The sequence below is a fragment of the Micromonospora sp. NPDC048871 genome, assembly GCF_043198155.1.
Lineage (GTDB): Bacteria > Actinomycetota > Actinomycetes > Mycobacteriales > Micromonosporaceae > Micromonospora.
On record NZ_JBICUM010000004.1, the window covers coordinates 87844 to 102739 of the forward strand.

Here is a 14896-nt window from a genome sequence, read left to right on the forward strand (position 1 = left end):
GCCTCAGTCTGCCGCCAGCCGCGCCTCGAACAGGCCCCGCACCCCCGGATCACTGCGCAACAACCCCAACGCCAACTCCGCGTGCCCCGGCACGTACCCGTTGCCGACCAGCATCGTCACGTCCGCCGCCAGCCCCTCGGCCCCCAACGCCGCCGCGGCGAAACTCGTCGCCATCGAGAAAAAGATCACTGTGCCGCCGTCCGCCGTGGCCAACACCGCCCCGTGCTCACACCCCGGCACATCCACACACACCACGGTCACATCAGCCGGCGCCCCCAGCGCGGTCGTCACCGCCGTGGACAACCCCACCGGATCCCGCGCGTCGGCCAACACCACCGCATCACACAACCCGGCCGCCACCAGGGCGTCCCGCTCCGCCACCACCGGCACCACCCCGACCGTACGACCCGCCCCCGCCTGCCGCGCCGCCGCCAGCGACAACGAGCCACTCTTGCCCGCACCACCGATCACCGCCACCGACACCGGCCGATCCCCCGACCGCTCGGCCACACACCGCGACACCACCCGCGCCGTCAACGCCGGCGCCCCACACACATCCAGCACCGCCAGCGACAACTGCGGATCCAGATCCTCCGGCAACACCGCCGCGATCGACCGGGCGAACAGAATCGCCCACCCCTCACACGGCACCTGCTCGCTGAGCCCGTCCCACCGGGCCAGACCGTCCGTGACCACCAGCGGCGTCAAGGTCAACGACACCAGGGTGGCGACCCGCTCCCCCGGCTTCAGACCCAACGGCGAACGCCGCCCGGCCTCCTCGACCGTGCCGATCAACATGCCACCCGACCCGGTCACCGGGTTCTGCATCTTGCCCCGGGTAGAGATGATCTCCAGCACCTCGGCGCGCACCGCAGCACCGTCACCGCCGTGCTTGTCGAACAGCTGACGGAAACTCGCCGCGTCCAGGTTCAGCCGCTCCACCCGGATCCGCACCTCGTTCGCCGCGATCTCCGCACGCGCATCCAGCCGCCAGGCCGCCTGCGGCAGCACCCCCGCCGGCTCCACGACGCGGTGCAGACCCACCGGTGACGTCACCCCGACCTCCCCTGCATGGCCGCCTGAACCCCCGGCTGGGAGTCGCGTGGCGGGAAAACTTACGGCAGACTAATTTCTTGACCGGATATTTTCCAGTACCCTTCGGGGTCATCGATCAACCACCAGGAGGGGCCGTGACCCAGACCCACCCGCCGGTGCAGCGCACCGCGCCACCCCAGCCGGCCCCCGTCGACACCCCCGGCCAGCCCTACGAATACCGCCGCACCCCCCTGGTCGAACCCGACTGGACCCGCTTCCCCGGCTGGCGCCACGTCACCCGCGACCAGTGGGAGAACGCCCAATGGCAGCGGGTCAACTGCGTCAAGAACGTCAAACAACTGCGCACCGTGCTCGGCGACACCGTCGACGAGAGCTTCTACGCCGACCTGGAAGCCGACCAACGCGCCCTGGCCACCATGTCCATGCTGGTGCCACCCCAGATGATCAACACCATGGTGCCCTTCGCGCCACCGACCACCGAAGCCCTGCTAGCCGACCCCATCCGGCGCTACATGATCCCGGTGGCCTCCGACCGACGCACCGACTGGCCCTCCCACCCCTACGCCAGCCGTGACTCCCTGCACGAACACGACATGTGGGTAGCCGAGGGCCTGACCCACCGCTACCCCACCAAGGTCCTCGCCGAACTCCTCGCCACCTGCCCCCAGTACTGCGGCCACTGCACCCGCATGGACCTGGTCGGCAACTCCACCCCCGCGGTCGACAAGCTCAAACTCAGCCTCAAACCCGTCGACCGGTACGACGCCCACATCAACTACCTGAAAACCCACCCCGGCGTACGCGACGTGGTCGTCTCCGGCGGAGACGTGGCAAACATCCCCTGGCGCAATCTCGAGTCCTACCTGATGCGCCTGCTGGAGATCGAAACCATCCGGGACATCCGACTCGCCACCAAGGCCCTCATGGGCCTGCCTCAGCACTGGCTCCAGCCCGACGTCGTCGAGGGCCTGGAACGGGTCGCCCGCACCGCCGCCCGCCGCGGCGTCAACCTGGCCATCCACACCCACGTCAACCACGCCCAGTCGCTGACCCCCCTGGTCGCCAAGGCCGCCCAGACCGCCCTGGACGTCGGGGTACGCGACGTCCGCAACCAGGGTGTGCTGATGCGCGGCGTCAACGCCACCAGCAAGGACCTGCTCGACCTGTGCTTCGCCCTGCAGGGGGAAGCCGGCATCCTGCCGTACTACTTCTATATGTGCGACATGATCCCCAACGCCGAACACTGGCGGGTCCCGGTCTGGCACGCCCAGCAGCTCCAGCACGACATCATGGGCTACCTGCCCGGGTACGCCACCCCCCGGATCGTCTGCGACGTGCCCTTCGTCGGCAAGCGCTGGGTGCACATGATCACCGAGTACGACCGCGAGCGCGGCATCTCCTACTGGACCAAGAACTACCGCACCTCGATCGAGTCCGCCGACCTGGCGGCCCTGAACAAGCGGTACGCCTACTACGACCCGATCGACACCCTGCCCGAGGCCGGCCAGCAGTGGTGGCTGACCCACCGCGACGAGTAGCAACCGACCACACGTACCGCCAGGGGCCCCCGGATTGATCCGGGGGCCCCTGGCGTCGGCGTCTCACCTGTTGAAGGCGTTCTTCGCCTTGCTCTTGGCGTCCTCGCCGGCCTGCCGGGCCCGGGCCTCAGCCTGCTTACCGGCCCCCTCGGCCCGCATCCGCTCGTTGTCGGCCATGTCGCCGATGCGCTCCTTGGCGGTGCCGCTCATCTCCTCGACCTTGCTCTTCGCCTTGTCGATGAAGCTCATCTCGCCTCCTCTGCTCGGCCGGGACGGGTGAACCCCGTTCTTGTCGGTGTCCCCGGGCACCGTCGGTGAAAACCCGGTGGTGGGGCGTACATCGCGTAGGGCGTCCTAGGACGCTAGGTAGTCGGGTGAAGGCGGCGGCTGGTTGACTGGGCCAATGGGACAGATCACGCTCATCCGGCACGGCGCCACCGCCTGGAGCACCGCCGGCCGACACACCTCGTACACCGATCTGGAGCTGACCCCGGACGGTGAGCGACAGGCTCGCTCCCTGGGCCCCGCCCTCGCCGAGGAGCGGTTCGTCGCCGTGCTGGCCAGTCCCCGACTGCGAGCGGTGCACACCGCCCGACTGGCCGACCTGGGCATCACCGACACCGACGAGGACCTGGCGGAATGGAACTACGGCGACCACGAGGGACGGACCACCGCCGACATCCACCAGGAACATCCCGGATGGAGCGTGTGGACCGACGGCTGCCCGGGCGGCGAATCCCCCGACGAGGTAGGCGAACGCGTCGACCGCCTGCTCGCCCGGGTGCACCCCCTCCTCGATCAGGGTGCAGTGGCCCTGATCGGACACGCCCACTCGCTGCGGGTGCTGGCCGCCCGGTGGATCGGGCTACCCCCCTCGGCCGGCGGACTGCTGCGGTTGGACACCGGCACCCTCAGCCTGCTCGGCCACGAACACGCCCGCCGGGTCGTCCTGCGCTGGAACCACCCGCCCACCCCACCGGCCGAGATACCCCCCACCACCGCCCGGCACTGACCCGGCAACGAGAACGGCTCCGGCCCCGGCGCTGTCACGCCGAAAGCCGGAGCCGGTCCCTGGCCCGATCAGAGGTAGCTGTTGGCCTCGTCGAGGAAGTGCTGGGCGTACCCCTCGGCGGGGATGTCCCCCAGGTAGTACTTCTTCAGGTCGTGGCGGGTGGCCGCCAGGGGGTCACTGCCGAGCAGGTCGTCGAGCACCAGGTCCAGACCGGACACCCGGCCGGTGTGGGCGTCGATCACGTACGCCGCCCGGGCCAGCGGGAAGGCGTCCGTGAACCGGTCGGCCGGCGCCGACACCGCGACCATGGCGAACGGCTTCTCCGAGTACAGGTAGTCCGCCACCACACTGGACACGTCCGACACCATCGCGTCCGAGGCGTTGAAACAGTCCACCACGGACATCTTCGACTCGGCCTGCGCGCCGAACAGATGCTTGCGGCCACTGGTCCGCGCGTCCTCGGCCAGCAGCGCCTTGATCCGCTCCGACTCCTGGGTCAGGGCCGCCGAGCGAATGGTGTACGGGTGCGGCCGGAACACGATGCTGCATCCCCGGGCGATCAGGGCCTTGACGATGTCGTAGCCCACCAGCAGGGAGGAGTAGTTCGAGTCGGCGTAGAAGCCGGCCCAGGTGGGGGCGTACAGCACCCGGGGCGCGGTCAGCGAGGCGATCGGGGCCGCGGCGATGGCGACATTCTCCACCTGCGGACGCCCGACGATGCGGAACATCTCCGCCGGCATGCTCACCCCGTTGGCCGCGAACCGGTCGATGGCGGCCTGACCGGCTACGAAGTTCCGGTCGTACATCCGGAAGACCGGGTTGTGGCTCGGCACCTTGTCGCTGTCACCGTGGTTGAGCTGGATGTGCGTCAGGTTGGTGTACCGCACGAGGTGGTTGTTCTTCGTCGCCGTGTTGACGTAGAAGGCCGCCCGCAGCGACGGCACGATCACGTCGTCGATCTGGGTCAGCCCGGCCCGCAGCACCACCGGCGCCGTGGTCAGCCGCACCACCTCGTTGAAGTTGGCCTCGGAACGCACCAGCACGAAGAACTTCTTGCCCAGGCGCTCCAGGTACGGCAGCCACATGCCGACCTGGTACGCGGTGCCGGCCGGTGCCTCCCAGTGCAGCAGGAAGGCCGGTTCGTAGGCGGTCAGCGCGGCGGTCAGCCTCGTCTCACTGGCGTGCCGGGCCCGTACCCGGGTCACCGCCTGCCAGCCGGTGAACGCGACCAGGGCCAGCGCGGCGGCCGACACCACCAGGGAGACGACCTCCAGGGTGCCGAGGAACCCGCAGCCCAGGGCCACCACCACGGCGGCGCCGTTGACCAGCACCGCCCGGCTGGTGTTGGGGCGCAGATTGGGCCGTAGGCCACTGCCGCGCAGATTGGCCGACACCGGGTAGACCGACCGGGAGGTGGCCGTCACCGCAGACTCGGCCAGCACAGCCAGAGCGGCCCCGCCGACCCCCAGGGCCAGGACGATGCCGGCCCCGGAGTGCACCACCCCGAGCAGGTAGGCGCAGGCCAACAGGAGCAGCCGGGTGATCATGGTCGAACCGGAGGCCGCCGAGCCGCCACTGACGGCGTTGCGCCAGGTGTAGCCGAGCAGACCGACCGCGATCAGGGCCGGGGGCAGGGCCCACAGCGGGGAGTCCGCCACCGCCGCCAACAGCAGAGCGACCACCGCCGCCACCTCGGCGGCCAGGGTGGGCAGTCGACCCGCCAACCACCCCCGCAAGCCGGACTTGGCGCTCACCGCCGGGCGCCCGTCGACGTGCCGTTCATCCGCAGCACCCGGCTGACCCGGCCACGCCAGGACGCCAGGAAGTTCTGCTGAACCTTGAGTTCCTTCTCCAACTGGGTTACCCGCTCCTCGAGTGACTTGTATCCGCGGGGCTCGCGGAAGGGGGGTTCGAAGTCATAGGCAGGCCGGGCCAGGTCACCCTCGTGGCCCTGCCGCAGCCACCGCAGGCGCGACATGATCTGACGGCGTCCGACCTCGTCCGAGGCCATCAGGGTGTGCACCGGGCCGGGGAACTTGGCGGCGGCCAGGGCCTTGTCGTAGTCGGGGTTCTCCTTGCCCGGCGCGAACACGTGCTCCAGGTCGTTGTGCTCCAGGAACCGCAGGTAGGTCTCGAAGGTCGGCACCTGGCGGGGCAGGAAGGCGTCGAAGTCGGCTTCCTCGTACAGCCGCTGGGCGTCGACGTCCGGCGGCAGGTCGGCGTAGAGGCGGTACGGGATGCCGTGGTACTCGGCCAGTTCGACCGTACGGGAGTCGTGGGCCAGCACCACCGCCGGCGTGCCGGCCAGTACGGCGGCGACATTGCCGTGGATGCGGGTGCCGAAGGCGAAGTGCTGCTCGGCCATGAACTCGACCCAGGTCGAGGCGTCCACGAAGAACCGCATCCGGTCGTTGACGTACAGCGGGTGCTCGGTGTGGATCGGCATCCGCTTGTTGCCGACCTTGGCCGGGTTCTCGCCCCAGAGCATGAGGGCCAGCCGGTGATGCTGCTGCGGCACGATGACGCTGTTCGGGTAGCGGTTGGTGTTCGCCTCGACCAGCCGGTCCACCCCCTTGACCTTGGGGGTGTACGAGATGGCCAGCGGGCTGTCGTAGCGCAGGTGCCCGACCTTGCGCACCAGGGGCCCCAGCGGCCCGTTGCCGAACATCGACGGGCAGCCGATCACCCGCACGTGCTCGTCCCCGAAGCCCAGGTACTTCAGCATCCGGGCGGTGTACTCGCCGCGTACCCCGATCGAGGCGGAGCGGTCCAGCACGGCCCGGGTGAACCGGGTGACGATTCGCTTGTACTCGTCGGGCAGGGAGTCGAACTCGGTGCCGTACGGCAGCTGGGCGCCGATGCCGACCACCGTGACCGGAATGGTGAGCTTCTCGATGACCTTGGCCAGCCGTTCCAGGTGCGGCAGGAAGGTGTCCCGGTAGGAGTTGGCCATCGGCAGCACGAACCGGTCGAACTCCTCGTTCGTCCGCTCGATGTACCGGCCCAGATGCACCGGACGCTCGTGCACGTACGAGTTGGCGACCAGTTCGGCGCCGGGCACGCTGAGGGCCCGGAAGACCGCGCTGTAGAAGAGCATGTTGCCGGAGTTGGAGCCGAACACCCCGAGCCGGGAGGTGGCCAGGCTCTGCTCGTGGGACAGCACCGTGGCCGGATGTTTGCCGGCGCGGACGAGGATGCGCGTCATGACCGGACCTCGGAATCCGACTGGCTGAACCTCGACCATAGCGGTCGGAACATCTCAATCCTCCCCTTGACGACACACCTGACGAGACCGTGCCGCGGCGCCGGCAGGCACGCCGCGGATCGGCTCGCGCCGCTCACGATCGGGTCGCACTTCCGCCGAATCAGGGATGGATCCTAGCTCCGCATCCCGTGAGTTCACTGAACCGGGGTCGGATGTTCTTGATCATCTCGTCCCATTTCACACAATCGCCTCGGCTGATCACCGCCGACCCCGGACCGCCCCCTCGCGAGCCCTCCGGCTAGGAACCGGAAGGCTCGGCGGGGACGCCCCGCGGCCTGGGTTGCTCGATCGGCTGGGCGGCCTTGGGCGGGCGGTGCTCGTACGGGGTGGAGAGCACCACTGTCGTCCTGGTCGTCACATTGGCCGAAGTCCTGATCTCCTGGAGCACCCGTTCCAGGTCCCCCGGCCCGGCCACCCGCACCAGCAGCAGGTAGAAGTCCTCACCGGCCACCGAGTAGCAGGAGTCGATCTCCGGCAGGTGGGCCAGCCGTTCCGGGGCGTCGTCCGGCTGCGAGGGATCGAAGGGCCGGATCGCCACGAAGGCGGTCAGCGGCAGGTCCAGGGCCTCGAAGGAGACCCGGGCCGCGTACCCCTTGATGACCCCGCGCTGCTCCAGCCGACGGACCCGCTGGTGCACGGCCGAGACCGACAGGCCGACCCGCTCCGCAAGGTCCGTGTACGACAGCCGACCGTCCGCGGTCAACGCCGCGACGATGGCCCGATCGATCTCCTCCACGGCGTGCAACCTACCCGGAATGCGCCCGATGTGCGACGTTCACCCCTTGGCCAGGGCCCGGGAGATCACCATCCGCTGAATCTGGTTGGTGCCCTCGACGATCTGCAACACCTTCGCCTCCCGGAAGTAACGCTCCACCGGGTGGTCGGCCACATAGCCGGCCCCGCCGAGCACCTGCACGGCCTCGGTGGTCACCCGCATCGCCACGTCGGAGGCGAACAGCTTCGCCTTGGCCGCCTCCACCGAGTACGGCCGGCCGGCGTCGCGCAGCCGGGCCGCGGCCAACATCAACGCCCGGGCGGCGGAGATCTGGGTGGCCAGGTCGGCCAGGATGAAGCCGAGGCCCTGGAAGTCGATGATCGCCCGCCCGAACTGCCGGCGCTCCCGGGCGTACTGCACCGCGTAGTCCAGCGCCGCCTGGGCCAGCCCCACCGCGCAGGCGGCGATGCCGAGCCGACCGGAGTCCAGCGCGGCCATGGCGATGGTGAAGCCCTTGCCCTCGCCGCCGATCAGCCGCTCGGCCGGCACCCGGGCCTCGTCGAAGACCAGTTGCGCCACCGGGGAGGAGCGCAGCCCCATGGTGCGTTCGGCGGCCTGCGGGGCGATGCCGGGGGTGCCCCGGTCGGCCAGCAGACAGGAGATGCCCTTCGGGCCGGGGCCGCCGGTGCGGCAGAAGATGTTGTAGAAGTCGGCCGTGTGGGCGTGGGTGATCCAGGCCTTGGTGCCGGTGACGACGTACTCCTCGCCGTCGCGGACCGCCCTGGTGGTCAGGGCCGCGGCGTCCGAACCCCCCTGGGGCTCGGAGAGGCAGTACGCGCCCAGCAGCTCCCCGCCGATCATGTCCGGCAGCAGCTCCCGCTGGGCCTCGGTGCCGAAGGCGGCGACCGGGTAGCAGGACAGGGTGTGCACGCTGACCGCCTCGGCGGCGGCCAGCCAGCGCCCGGCCAGGATCTCCAGCACCTGCAGGTACACCTCGTAGGGCTGGGCGGCACCCCCGTACTCCTCGGGGTAGGGCAGCCCCAGCAGGCCGGCCCGGCCCAGGGTGCGCAGGGTCTCCCGGGGGAACTCGGCGCGCTGCTCGTACTCGACCGCCTTGGGGGCGAGTTCCCGGTCGGCGAGTTCGGTGGCCAACTCCAGCAGGTCGTGGGCCTCGTCGGTGGGCAGGATCCGCTCGACGGTCATAGCTCGATCAGCTCCGTGGTGGTGGTGTTCAGTCGGCGTACGCCCTCGGGGGTGCAGACCACGATGTCCTCGATCCGGGCCCCGTGCCGCCCGGCCAGGTAGATCCCCGGTTCCACCGAGAAGGCCATCCCGGCGGCCAGCGGACGGTCGTTGCCGGCCACCAGGTAGGGCTCCTCGTGACCGTCCAGGCCGATGCCGTGGCCGGTGCGGTGCAGGAAGGCCTCGCCGTACCCGGCGGCGGTGATCGGCTCGCGGGCGGCCGTGTCGACCGCCTCGGCGCTCACCCCCGGCCGGACGGCCGCCACGGCGGCCTGCTGGGCGTCCCGCAGCACGGTGTAGTAGTCGACGAACTCCGCCGGTGGGCGGCCACCGGCCACGAAGGTGCGGGTGCAGTCGGAGCGGTAACCGGAGGGCATGGTGCCGCCGATGTCCACCACCACCGGCTCCCCCGCCCCGATCGGCCGGTCACTGGTGCCGTGGTGCGGGCTGGCCCCGTTCGGCCCGGCGGCGACGATGACGAAGTCGACCGTGACGTGCCCGGCGGCCCGGATCGCCGCGGCGATGTCCGCGGCCACCTCCACCTCGGTACGCCCCGGCCGCAGCCACTCGCCCATCCGCTCGTGCACCGAGTCGATGGCCGCACCGGCCTCGGCCAATGCGGCCACCTCCGCCGGTGACTTGACGATCCGCAACTCCCGCAGCACCTCGGAGGCCAGCCGCTGACGGGCACCGGGCAACGCGGCACGCAGGGCCAGGACCTGCTCGGCCCACATCCGGTCGGCCAGTCCCACCGCCTCGACCGACCCGCCCAGGGCCGCGGTCACCAGCGGGTACGGGTCGGTGCCGTCGGTGTGGTCGATGATGCGTACCCCGGTGGCCGGTGCCGGGGAGGCCTCGGCCGCCGGTCGTTCCAGAGTAGGCACGATCAGGGTCGGCTCACCCTCGGCGGGCAGCACCAGCAGGGTCAGCCGCTCGCCGGCGTGCGCGTCGTACCCGGTGAGGTAGCGCAGGTCGGAGCCGGGGCTGAGCAGCAGGGCGTCCAGGCCGGCGGTGGCGATGGCGCGCTGCGCGGCTACCAGCCGCTGCGGCGGGTACAGTTCGTCGATTCCCACCCGGACAGCTTAACGGTCGTTTGGGGGCGGACCGGTGGACGGTCACGCTGCGGGGGTTCCGCCCGACCGGTCAGGAATCGAGAAGCACTTCACGCTGCGACGCAGCAAGCTGACCTTCAGGACATCCCGCTCGGCGTCACCCGCCGGCCGGGCAGCTCGTCTCCGCTGGAGGTCGCCATGCGCTGGAACACCATAGTCCGACAGACCCATCGATGGATCTCGGTCACCTTCGTGGTGACCGTCATCGCCGCCTTCGTCGCCGCCACCCGGGCCGAACCCGTCGAGTGGGTCTTCTACCTGCCGCTGCTCCCCCTGGCCATACTCCTGCTCACCGGGTTGTACCTGTTCGTGCTGCCGTACGCCGTCCGACGGCGACGCGCCACGAGCTGACCCGGATGTCGACTCAGGACATCAACCACAGACAGAAGGGATGACCGTCCGGGTCCAGGCAGACCCGGACGTCGTCCTGCGGCTGATAGTCGGCCAGGGTCGCCCCGCAGGCCAGGGCATGGTCCAGGGCGGCGTCCAGATCCTCCACGCCGATCTCCAGGTGCATCGACATCTGCTGCCGACCCGGCTCGGCCGGCCAGGTGGGGCGCACGTACGCCCGTTCCCGCTGGAAGGACAGCCCCACCCCGCCCTCGGGGGCACGCAGGATGACGTCGTCGGCCTGCTCGACACCGATCTCCCAGCCCAGCAGCCGCAGGTAGAAGCGGGCCAGCGCGGCCGGGTCGGGACTGTCCAGGTTGACCGTGGTCAGGGTCAACCGGGTGGGTAAGGGCATCAGTCCTCCTGGTCGTGCCGCAAGCGCGGAATGTCGGTGGGGTGTGCCAGGCTATCGGACGTGGCACCGCAGACCCCGATCATGCTCATCGACGCCCCCAGTCTCTACTTCCGCGCCTACTTCGGCATTCCGGAGTCCGCCGCGAAGACCGCGGAGGGCCAGCCGGTCAACGCGGTACGCGGTTTCCTGGACATGCTCGCCCAGCTGGTGCGGACCCGCCGGCCGGGGCGGATGGTGTGCGCGATGGACCACGACTGGCGACCGGACTGGCGGGTCGCCCTGCTGCCGTCGTACAAGGCGCACCGGGTGGCCCCCGAGGGCGGTGAGGTCGTGCCGGACACCCTGACCCCCCAGGTGCCGATGATCCTCGACGTGCTGGAGGCGGTGGGGATCACCGTGGTCGGGGCGGCCGGTTACGAGGCCGACGACGTGCTCGGCACCCTCTCGGTCACCCAACCCGGGCCGGTGGAGGTGGTCTCCGGCGACCGTGACCTGTTCCAGTTGATCGACGACGCCCGCGGGGTGCGGCTGCTCTACATCGGCCGAGGGGTAGCCAAACTGGAGGACTGCGACGACGACGCCGTGCGGACCCGGTACGGGGTGCCGGCCGACCGGTACGCCGAGTTCGCCGCCCTGCGCGGGGACCCCAGCGACGGGCTGCCCGGGGTGGCCGGGGTCGGGGAGAAGACCGCCGCCCGGCTGATCGACCGCTACGGCGACATCGCCGGCATCCTGGCCGCCCTGGACGACCCGGCCTCCGGCTTCGCACCCGGGCTGCGGACCAAGCTGGCCGCCGCCCGGGACTACCTGGCGGTGGCCCCGAAGGTGGTCCGGGTGGCCCTGGACGTGCCGCTGCCGCCGCTGCCCACCGAGTTGCCGACCGCCCCCGCCGACCCGGAGCGGCTCCTCGACCTGGCCCAGCGGTGGAACCTGGCCGGCTCCACCCGCCGCCTGGTCGACGCTTTGGCCGCCCGAGACACCGAGTAGTCACCCTTCCCTCGTCGGCAGTGCACGGGCCGGTCAGGCCACCTCGCGCAGGTAGCCGTCGATCGAGGCGGCCAGGACCTGGTCGCCGGGGCGGGCCCAGACCTCGGCGTTGAAGACCTCCACCTCGATCGGGCCGGTGTAGCCGGCCGCGTCGACCGCCTCCCGCAGCCGCCGCAGTTCGATGCAGCCCTCGCCGGGCAGGGCCCGGCCGAGCAGCACCCCCTCCGGCAGGGGGGTGATCCAGTCGCAGATCTGGAAGGAGGCGATCCACTCCCCCGCCCGGGCGATCTGCGCGTACACGGTGTCGTCCCACCAGACGTGGTAGGCGTCCACCACCACCCCGACCACCCCGGGGTCGAACCGTTCGGCGATGTCCAGGGCCTGGCCCAGGGTGGAGATGACGCAGCGGTCGGCACTGAACATCGGGTGCAGGGGTTCGATGGCTAGGGTGACCCCGGCGGCATCGGCGTGCGGGGCCAGTTCGGCGATCGCGTCGGCCACCCGGGCCCGGGCCCCGTCGAGGTCCTTGCTGCCCTCCGGTAGCCCGCCGGAGACCAGCACCAGCACGGGTGCGCCCAGGGTGGCGGCCTCCTCGATGGCCCGCAGGTTGTCGTCGCGCCAGTCCTTTGTGTTGAAGAAGCCGCCCCGGCACAGGGTGGTCACCGCCAGCCCGGCGTCGTGGACCAGGTCGGCGGTGCGGGTCAGGCCGTACTCGGCCACCGGTTCCCGCCACAGCCCGATGCCGGGCACCCCGGCGGCCACGCAACCGGCCACCGCCTCGGGCAGCGGCCAGTGTTGGGTGGTGGCCTGGTTCAGGGAGAAGCGGCACAGCGCCGTACGGTCGGCGGTCACTGGGCCACCCCGGCGACCGTGAAGAAGGCCCGGGCGCGGGCGGCGGCCAGGTCGGCGTCCGGGAGCAGACCGGCCTCCTCGGCCAGGGTCAGCAGGGTGGCCAGGTGCTCCGGGGACCGGCCGGACTGCAGGCCCCCGACCATGGTGAAGTGGTCCTGGTGGCCGGTCAGCCAGGCCAGGAAGACGATGCCGGTCTTGTAGTACCAGGTGGGGGCGGCGAACAGGTGCCGGGCCAGCGGCACGGTAGGGGCGAAGATCTCGTCGTACCCGGTCAGGTCCTCTCGGTCCAGGGCGGCCAGGGCTGCGGCGGCGGCCGGGGCGATCGCGGCGAAGACCCCCAGCAGGGCGTCGGAGTGCCCGGCCTCGTCCCCCCGGATCAGCTCCGGATAGTGGAAGTCGTCGCCGGTGTAGAGACGCACCCCGGCGGGCAGCCGCCGCCGCAGCGCCACCTCCCGACCGGCGTCCAGCAGGGACATCTTGATGCCGTCCACCCGGGCGGCGTGGGCCTTGATCAGCTCTATGACGGTGTCGGCGGCCAGGTCCAGGTCGGTCGAGCCCCAGTAGCCGGTCAACGCCGGGTCGAACATCGGGCCCAGCCAGTGCAGCACCACCGGGCCCTCGGCGGCGGTCAGCAGCTCGTCGTACACCCGCAGGTAGTCCTCGGTGTGCCGGGCGGCGGCGGCCAGGTGGCGGCTGCACATCAGCACCGGCACGGCACCGGCGGACTGCACGTCGGCCAGCTGCTCGTGGTAGGCGGCGGTGACCTCGGCCAGGGTGGCCGGGCCGGGCGGCAACTGGTCGGTGGCGACCCCGGCGACGATCCGGCCGCCGACCGCGCGGGCCCGCGCGGCGCTGCGCCGGATCAGCTCCCGGGTGGTCGGATAGTCCAGGCCCATGCCCCGCTGGGCGGTGTCCATCGCCTCGGCCACCCCCAGCCCGTACGACCAGAGGTGCTCGCGGAAGGCCAGGGTGCGGTCCCAGTCGAGGGTGGCCGAGGTGCCCGGGGTGTTGTCCGCCCCCGGGTCGGCCACCACATGCGCGGCGGCGTACGCGATGCGGCTGCGCGGCGGGCCGTCGGGGCGCGGATGCCCGGTCCCCCCGGCCAGCCGCAGTCGCCGTCCGCCGGGCAGGGTGACGCTCGTGCCGCTCACAGCGACAGCTCCGGCACCTCGATGCGGCGGCCCTCGCGGGCCGAGCGCAGCCCCAACTCGGCCAACTGCACCCCCTGGGCACCGGCCAGGAAATCCCACCGGAAGGGCTCACCGGCCACGACGTGCCGCAGGAAGGCCTCCCACTGCACCTTGAAGCCGTTGTCGAAGTCCTCGTTGTCCGGCACCTCGGCCCACTGGGCCCGGAAGTCCTCGGTGACCGGCAGGTCGGGGTTCCACACCGGTTTCGGGGTGAGGGCCCGGTGCTGCACCCGGCAGCGGCGCAGCCCCGCGACCGCGCTGCCCTCGGTGCCGTCGACCTGGAACTCGACGAGTTCGTCGCGGAACACCCGCACCGCCCAGGAGGAGTTGAGTTGGGCGATCACCCCGCCGGCCAGTTCGAAGACGGCGTACGCGGCGTCGTCCGCGGTGGCCGGGTAGGGCCGGCCGGCCTCGTCGACCCGACACGGGATGTGGGTGGCGATGGTGGCGGAGACCGAGCGCACCTCGCCGAACAGCTCCGCCAGCACGTAGTGCCAGTGCGGGAACATGTCCACCACGATGCCGCCGCCGTCGGAGGCCCGGTAGTTCCACGAGGGGCGCTGGGCGGGCTGCCAGTCGCCCTCGAAGACCCAGTAGCCGAACTCCCCGCGCACCGACAGCACCTGGCCGAAGAAGCCGCCGTCGAGCAGCCGCTTGAGTTTGCGCAGGCCGGGCAGGAACAGCTTGTCCTGCACCACCCCGGTGCGTACCCCGGCGGAGCGGGCCGCCCGGGCCAGGTCCAGGGCGGCGGCGGTGTCGGCGGCCAGGGGCTTCTCGGTGTAGATGTGCTTGCCGGCCTCGATGGCCGCCCGGATGGCCTTCTCCCGCTGCTGGGTGACCTGGGCGTCGAAGTAGATCTCGACGTCGTCGCGGGCCAGGGCCGCCGCCAGGTCGGTGGTCCAGTCCTCCAGGCCGTGCCGTTGGGCGATCTCGCGTAGCTTGGTCTCGCTGCGTCCGACCAGGACCAGGTGGGGCCAGATGGTGGTGCCGTCGGCCAGGGGCAGGCCACCGGCGTCCCGGATGGCCAGCAGGGAACGCACCAGATGCTGCCGGTAACCCATCCGGCCGGTGACGCCGTTGACGATGATGCCGATCGACCTGCGGGTCATGGGGGTCCTTCCGCAACGAGTCAGGTAAGCGCTTTCCTGCGAGCCTAGAGCGAGTCCCAGCCGACAGGCAAGG

General features: G+C 71.1%; 15 protein-coding genes. 4 read left to right on the forward strand and 11 right to left on the reverse strand.

Annotated elements, in window-relative coordinates; translation table 11 throughout:
* Positions 1–3: 3 nt before the first annotated feature.
* The gene (locus tag ACGFIK_RS11860) at positions 4–1056 is read right to left on the reverse strand and encodes a zinc-binding alcohol dehydrogenase (protein ID WP_327025992.1); all 1053 of its coding nucleotides are present in this window, start codon (positions 1054–1056) and stop codon (positions 4–6) included.
* A 134-nt stretch (positions 1057–1190) separates the two neighbouring features.
* Between ACGFIK_RS11860 and ACGFIK_RS11865 the strand changes: the two genes are divergently transcribed.
* Positions 1191–2594, forward strand: coding sequence for a lysine 2,3-aminomutase (locus tag ACGFIK_RS11865; RefSeq protein WP_327025993.1), 1404 nt, complete (start codon positions 1191–1193; stop codon positions 2592–2594).
* Between the two features lie 63 nt (positions 2595–2657).
* On the opposite strand, the gene ACGFIK_RS11870 is transcribed toward ACGFIK_RS11865, so the two are convergent.
* Positions 2658–2843 (reverse strand): CsbD family protein, encoded by a 186-nt coding sequence (locus ACGFIK_RS11870; RefSeq protein WP_327025994.1) that lies wholly within the window; start codon positions 2841–2843, stop codon positions 2658–2660.
* Between the two features lie 154 nt (positions 2844–2997).
* On the opposite strand from ACGFIK_RS11870, the gene ACGFIK_RS11875 reads away from it, so the two are divergent.
* A complete protein-coding gene (locus tag ACGFIK_RS11875) occupies positions 2998–3606 on the forward strand; it encodes a histidine phosphatase family protein (RefSeq protein WP_327025995.1) in 609 nt (202 codons plus the stop codon).
* Between the two features lie 68 nt (positions 3607–3674).
* On the opposite strand, the gene ACGFIK_RS11880 is transcribed toward ACGFIK_RS11875, so the two are convergent.
* From ACGFIK_RS11880 to ACGFIK_RS11900, 5 genes are all read right to left on the reverse strand, one after another.
* Positions 3675–5360, reverse strand: a complete 1686-nt coding sequence (locus ACGFIK_RS11880; protein WP_327025996.1) for a CDP-glycerol glycerophosphotransferase family protein — start codon at positions 5358–5360, stop codon at positions 3675–3677.
* Positions 5357–6811 carry a polysaccharide pyruvyl transferase family protein gene (locus tag ACGFIK_RS11885; RefSeq protein ID WP_327025997.1) on the reverse strand — a complete coding sequence of 485 codons (1455 nt, stop codon included), beginning with the start codon at positions 6809–6811 and terminating at the stop codon, positions 5357–5359. Before ACGFIK_RS11885 ends, ACGFIK_RS11880 begins: the two co-directional genes overlap by 4 nt.
* A 298-nt stretch (positions 6812–7109) precedes the next feature.
* Positions 7110–7607: an Lrp/AsnC family transcriptional regulator gene (locus ACGFIK_RS11890; RefSeq protein WP_327025998.1), complete on the reverse strand. Its 498-nt coding sequence runs from the start codon at positions 7605–7607 to the stop codon at positions 7110–7112.
* A gap of 39 nt (positions 7608–7646) precedes the next feature.
* Positions 7647–8789, reverse strand: a complete 1143-nt coding sequence (locus tag ACGFIK_RS11895) for an acyl-CoA dehydrogenase family protein (protein WP_327025999.1) — start codon at positions 8787–8789, stop codon at positions 7647–7649.
* Positions 8786–9901 (reverse strand): Xaa-Pro peptidase family protein, encoded by a 1116-nt coding sequence (locus ACGFIK_RS11900; protein ID WP_327026000.1) that lies wholly within the window; start codon positions 9899–9901, stop codon positions 8786–8788. The genes ACGFIK_RS11895 and ACGFIK_RS11900 overlap by 4 nt, the downstream gene beginning before the upstream one ends.
* Before the next feature lie 177 nt (positions 9902–10078).
* Here ACGFIK_RS11900 and ACGFIK_RS11905 point away from each other — a divergent pair, with 177 nt between their 5' ends.
* On the forward strand, positions 10079–10291 hold the full coding sequence (locus ACGFIK_RS11905) for a hypothetical protein (protein ID WP_327026001.1): 213 nt from the start codon (positions 10079–10081) through the stop codon (positions 10289–10291).
* A 13-nt stretch (positions 10292–10304) separates the two neighbouring features.
* Here ACGFIK_RS11905 and ACGFIK_RS11910 read toward each other — a convergent pair whose 3' ends face one another.
* Entirely contained in the window at positions 10305–10685 is a 381-nt protein-coding gene (locus tag ACGFIK_RS11910; protein ID WP_327026002.1) for a VOC family protein, read from the reverse strand.
* 30 nt (positions 10686–10715) lie between these two features.
* Here ACGFIK_RS11910 and ACGFIK_RS11915 point away from each other — a divergent pair, with 30 nt between their 5' ends.
* Entirely contained in the window at positions 10716–11672 is a 957-nt protein-coding gene (locus ACGFIK_RS11915) for a 5'-3' exonuclease (RefSeq protein WP_327026003.1), read from the forward strand.
* Positions 11673–11705: 33 nt separating this feature from the next.
* On the opposite strand, the gene ACGFIK_RS11920 is transcribed toward ACGFIK_RS11915, so the two are convergent.
* The 3 genes from ACGFIK_RS11920 to ACGFIK_RS11930 are packed head-to-tail and all read right to left on the reverse strand — an operon-like array spanning position 11706 to position 14823.
* Positions 11706–12524 carry a sugar phosphate isomerase/epimerase family protein gene (locus ACGFIK_RS11920; protein ID WP_327026004.1) on the reverse strand — a complete coding sequence of 273 codons (819 nt, stop codon included), beginning with the start codon at positions 12522–12524 and terminating at the stop codon, positions 11706–11708.
* On the reverse strand, positions 12521–13675 hold the full coding sequence (locus ACGFIK_RS11925; RefSeq protein WP_327026005.1) for a dihydrodipicolinate synthase family protein: 1155 nt from the start codon (positions 13673–13675) through the stop codon (positions 12521–12523). The genes ACGFIK_RS11920 and ACGFIK_RS11925 overlap by 4 nt, the downstream gene beginning before the upstream one ends.
* Positions 13672–14823 carry a Gfo/Idh/MocA family oxidoreductase gene (locus ACGFIK_RS11930; RefSeq protein WP_327026006.1) on the reverse strand — a complete coding sequence of 384 codons (1152 nt, stop codon included), beginning with the start codon at positions 14821–14823 and terminating at the stop codon, positions 13672–13674. Before ACGFIK_RS11930 ends, ACGFIK_RS11925 begins: the two co-directional genes overlap by 4 nt.
* Between the last annotated feature and the right edge of the window lie 73 nt (positions 14824–14896).

What these genes read in the sequence shown, in the direction of transcription:
- ACGFIK_RS11870 (WP_327025994.1), bottom strand. Translation starts at nt 2,843, where the DNA reads ATGAGCTTCATCGACAAGGCGAAGAGCAAGGTCGAGGAGATGAGCGGC.
- ACGFIK_RS11875 (WP_327025995.1), top strand. Translation starts at nt 2,998, where the DNA reads ATGGGACAGATCACGCTCATCCGGCACGGCGCCACCGCCTGGAGCACC.
- ACGFIK_RS11885 (WP_327025997.1), bottom strand. Translation starts at nt 6,811, where the DNA reads ATGACGCGCATCCTCGTCCGCGCCGGCAAACATCCGGCCACGGTGCTG.
- ACGFIK_RS11895 (WP_327025999.1), bottom strand. Translation starts at nt 8,789, where the DNA reads ATGACCGTCGAGCGGATCCTGCCCACCGACGAGGCCCACGACCTGCTG.
- ACGFIK_RS11905 (WP_327026001.1), top strand. Translation starts at nt 10,079, where the DNA reads ATGCGCTGGAACACCATAGTCCGACAGACCCATCGATGGATCTCGGTC.
- ACGFIK_RS11910 (WP_327026002.1), bottom strand. Translation starts at nt 10,685, where the DNA reads ATGCCCTTACCCACCCGGTTGACCCTGACCACGGTCAACCTGGACAGT.
- ACGFIK_RS11915 (WP_327026003.1), top strand. Translation starts at nt 10,716, where the DNA reads ATGTCGGTGGGGTGTGCCAGGCTATCGGACGTGGCACCGCAGACCCCG.
- ACGFIK_RS11930 (WP_327026006.1), bottom strand. Translation starts at nt 14,823, where the DNA reads ATGACCCGCAGGTCGATCGGCATCATCGTCAACGGCGTCACCGGCCGG.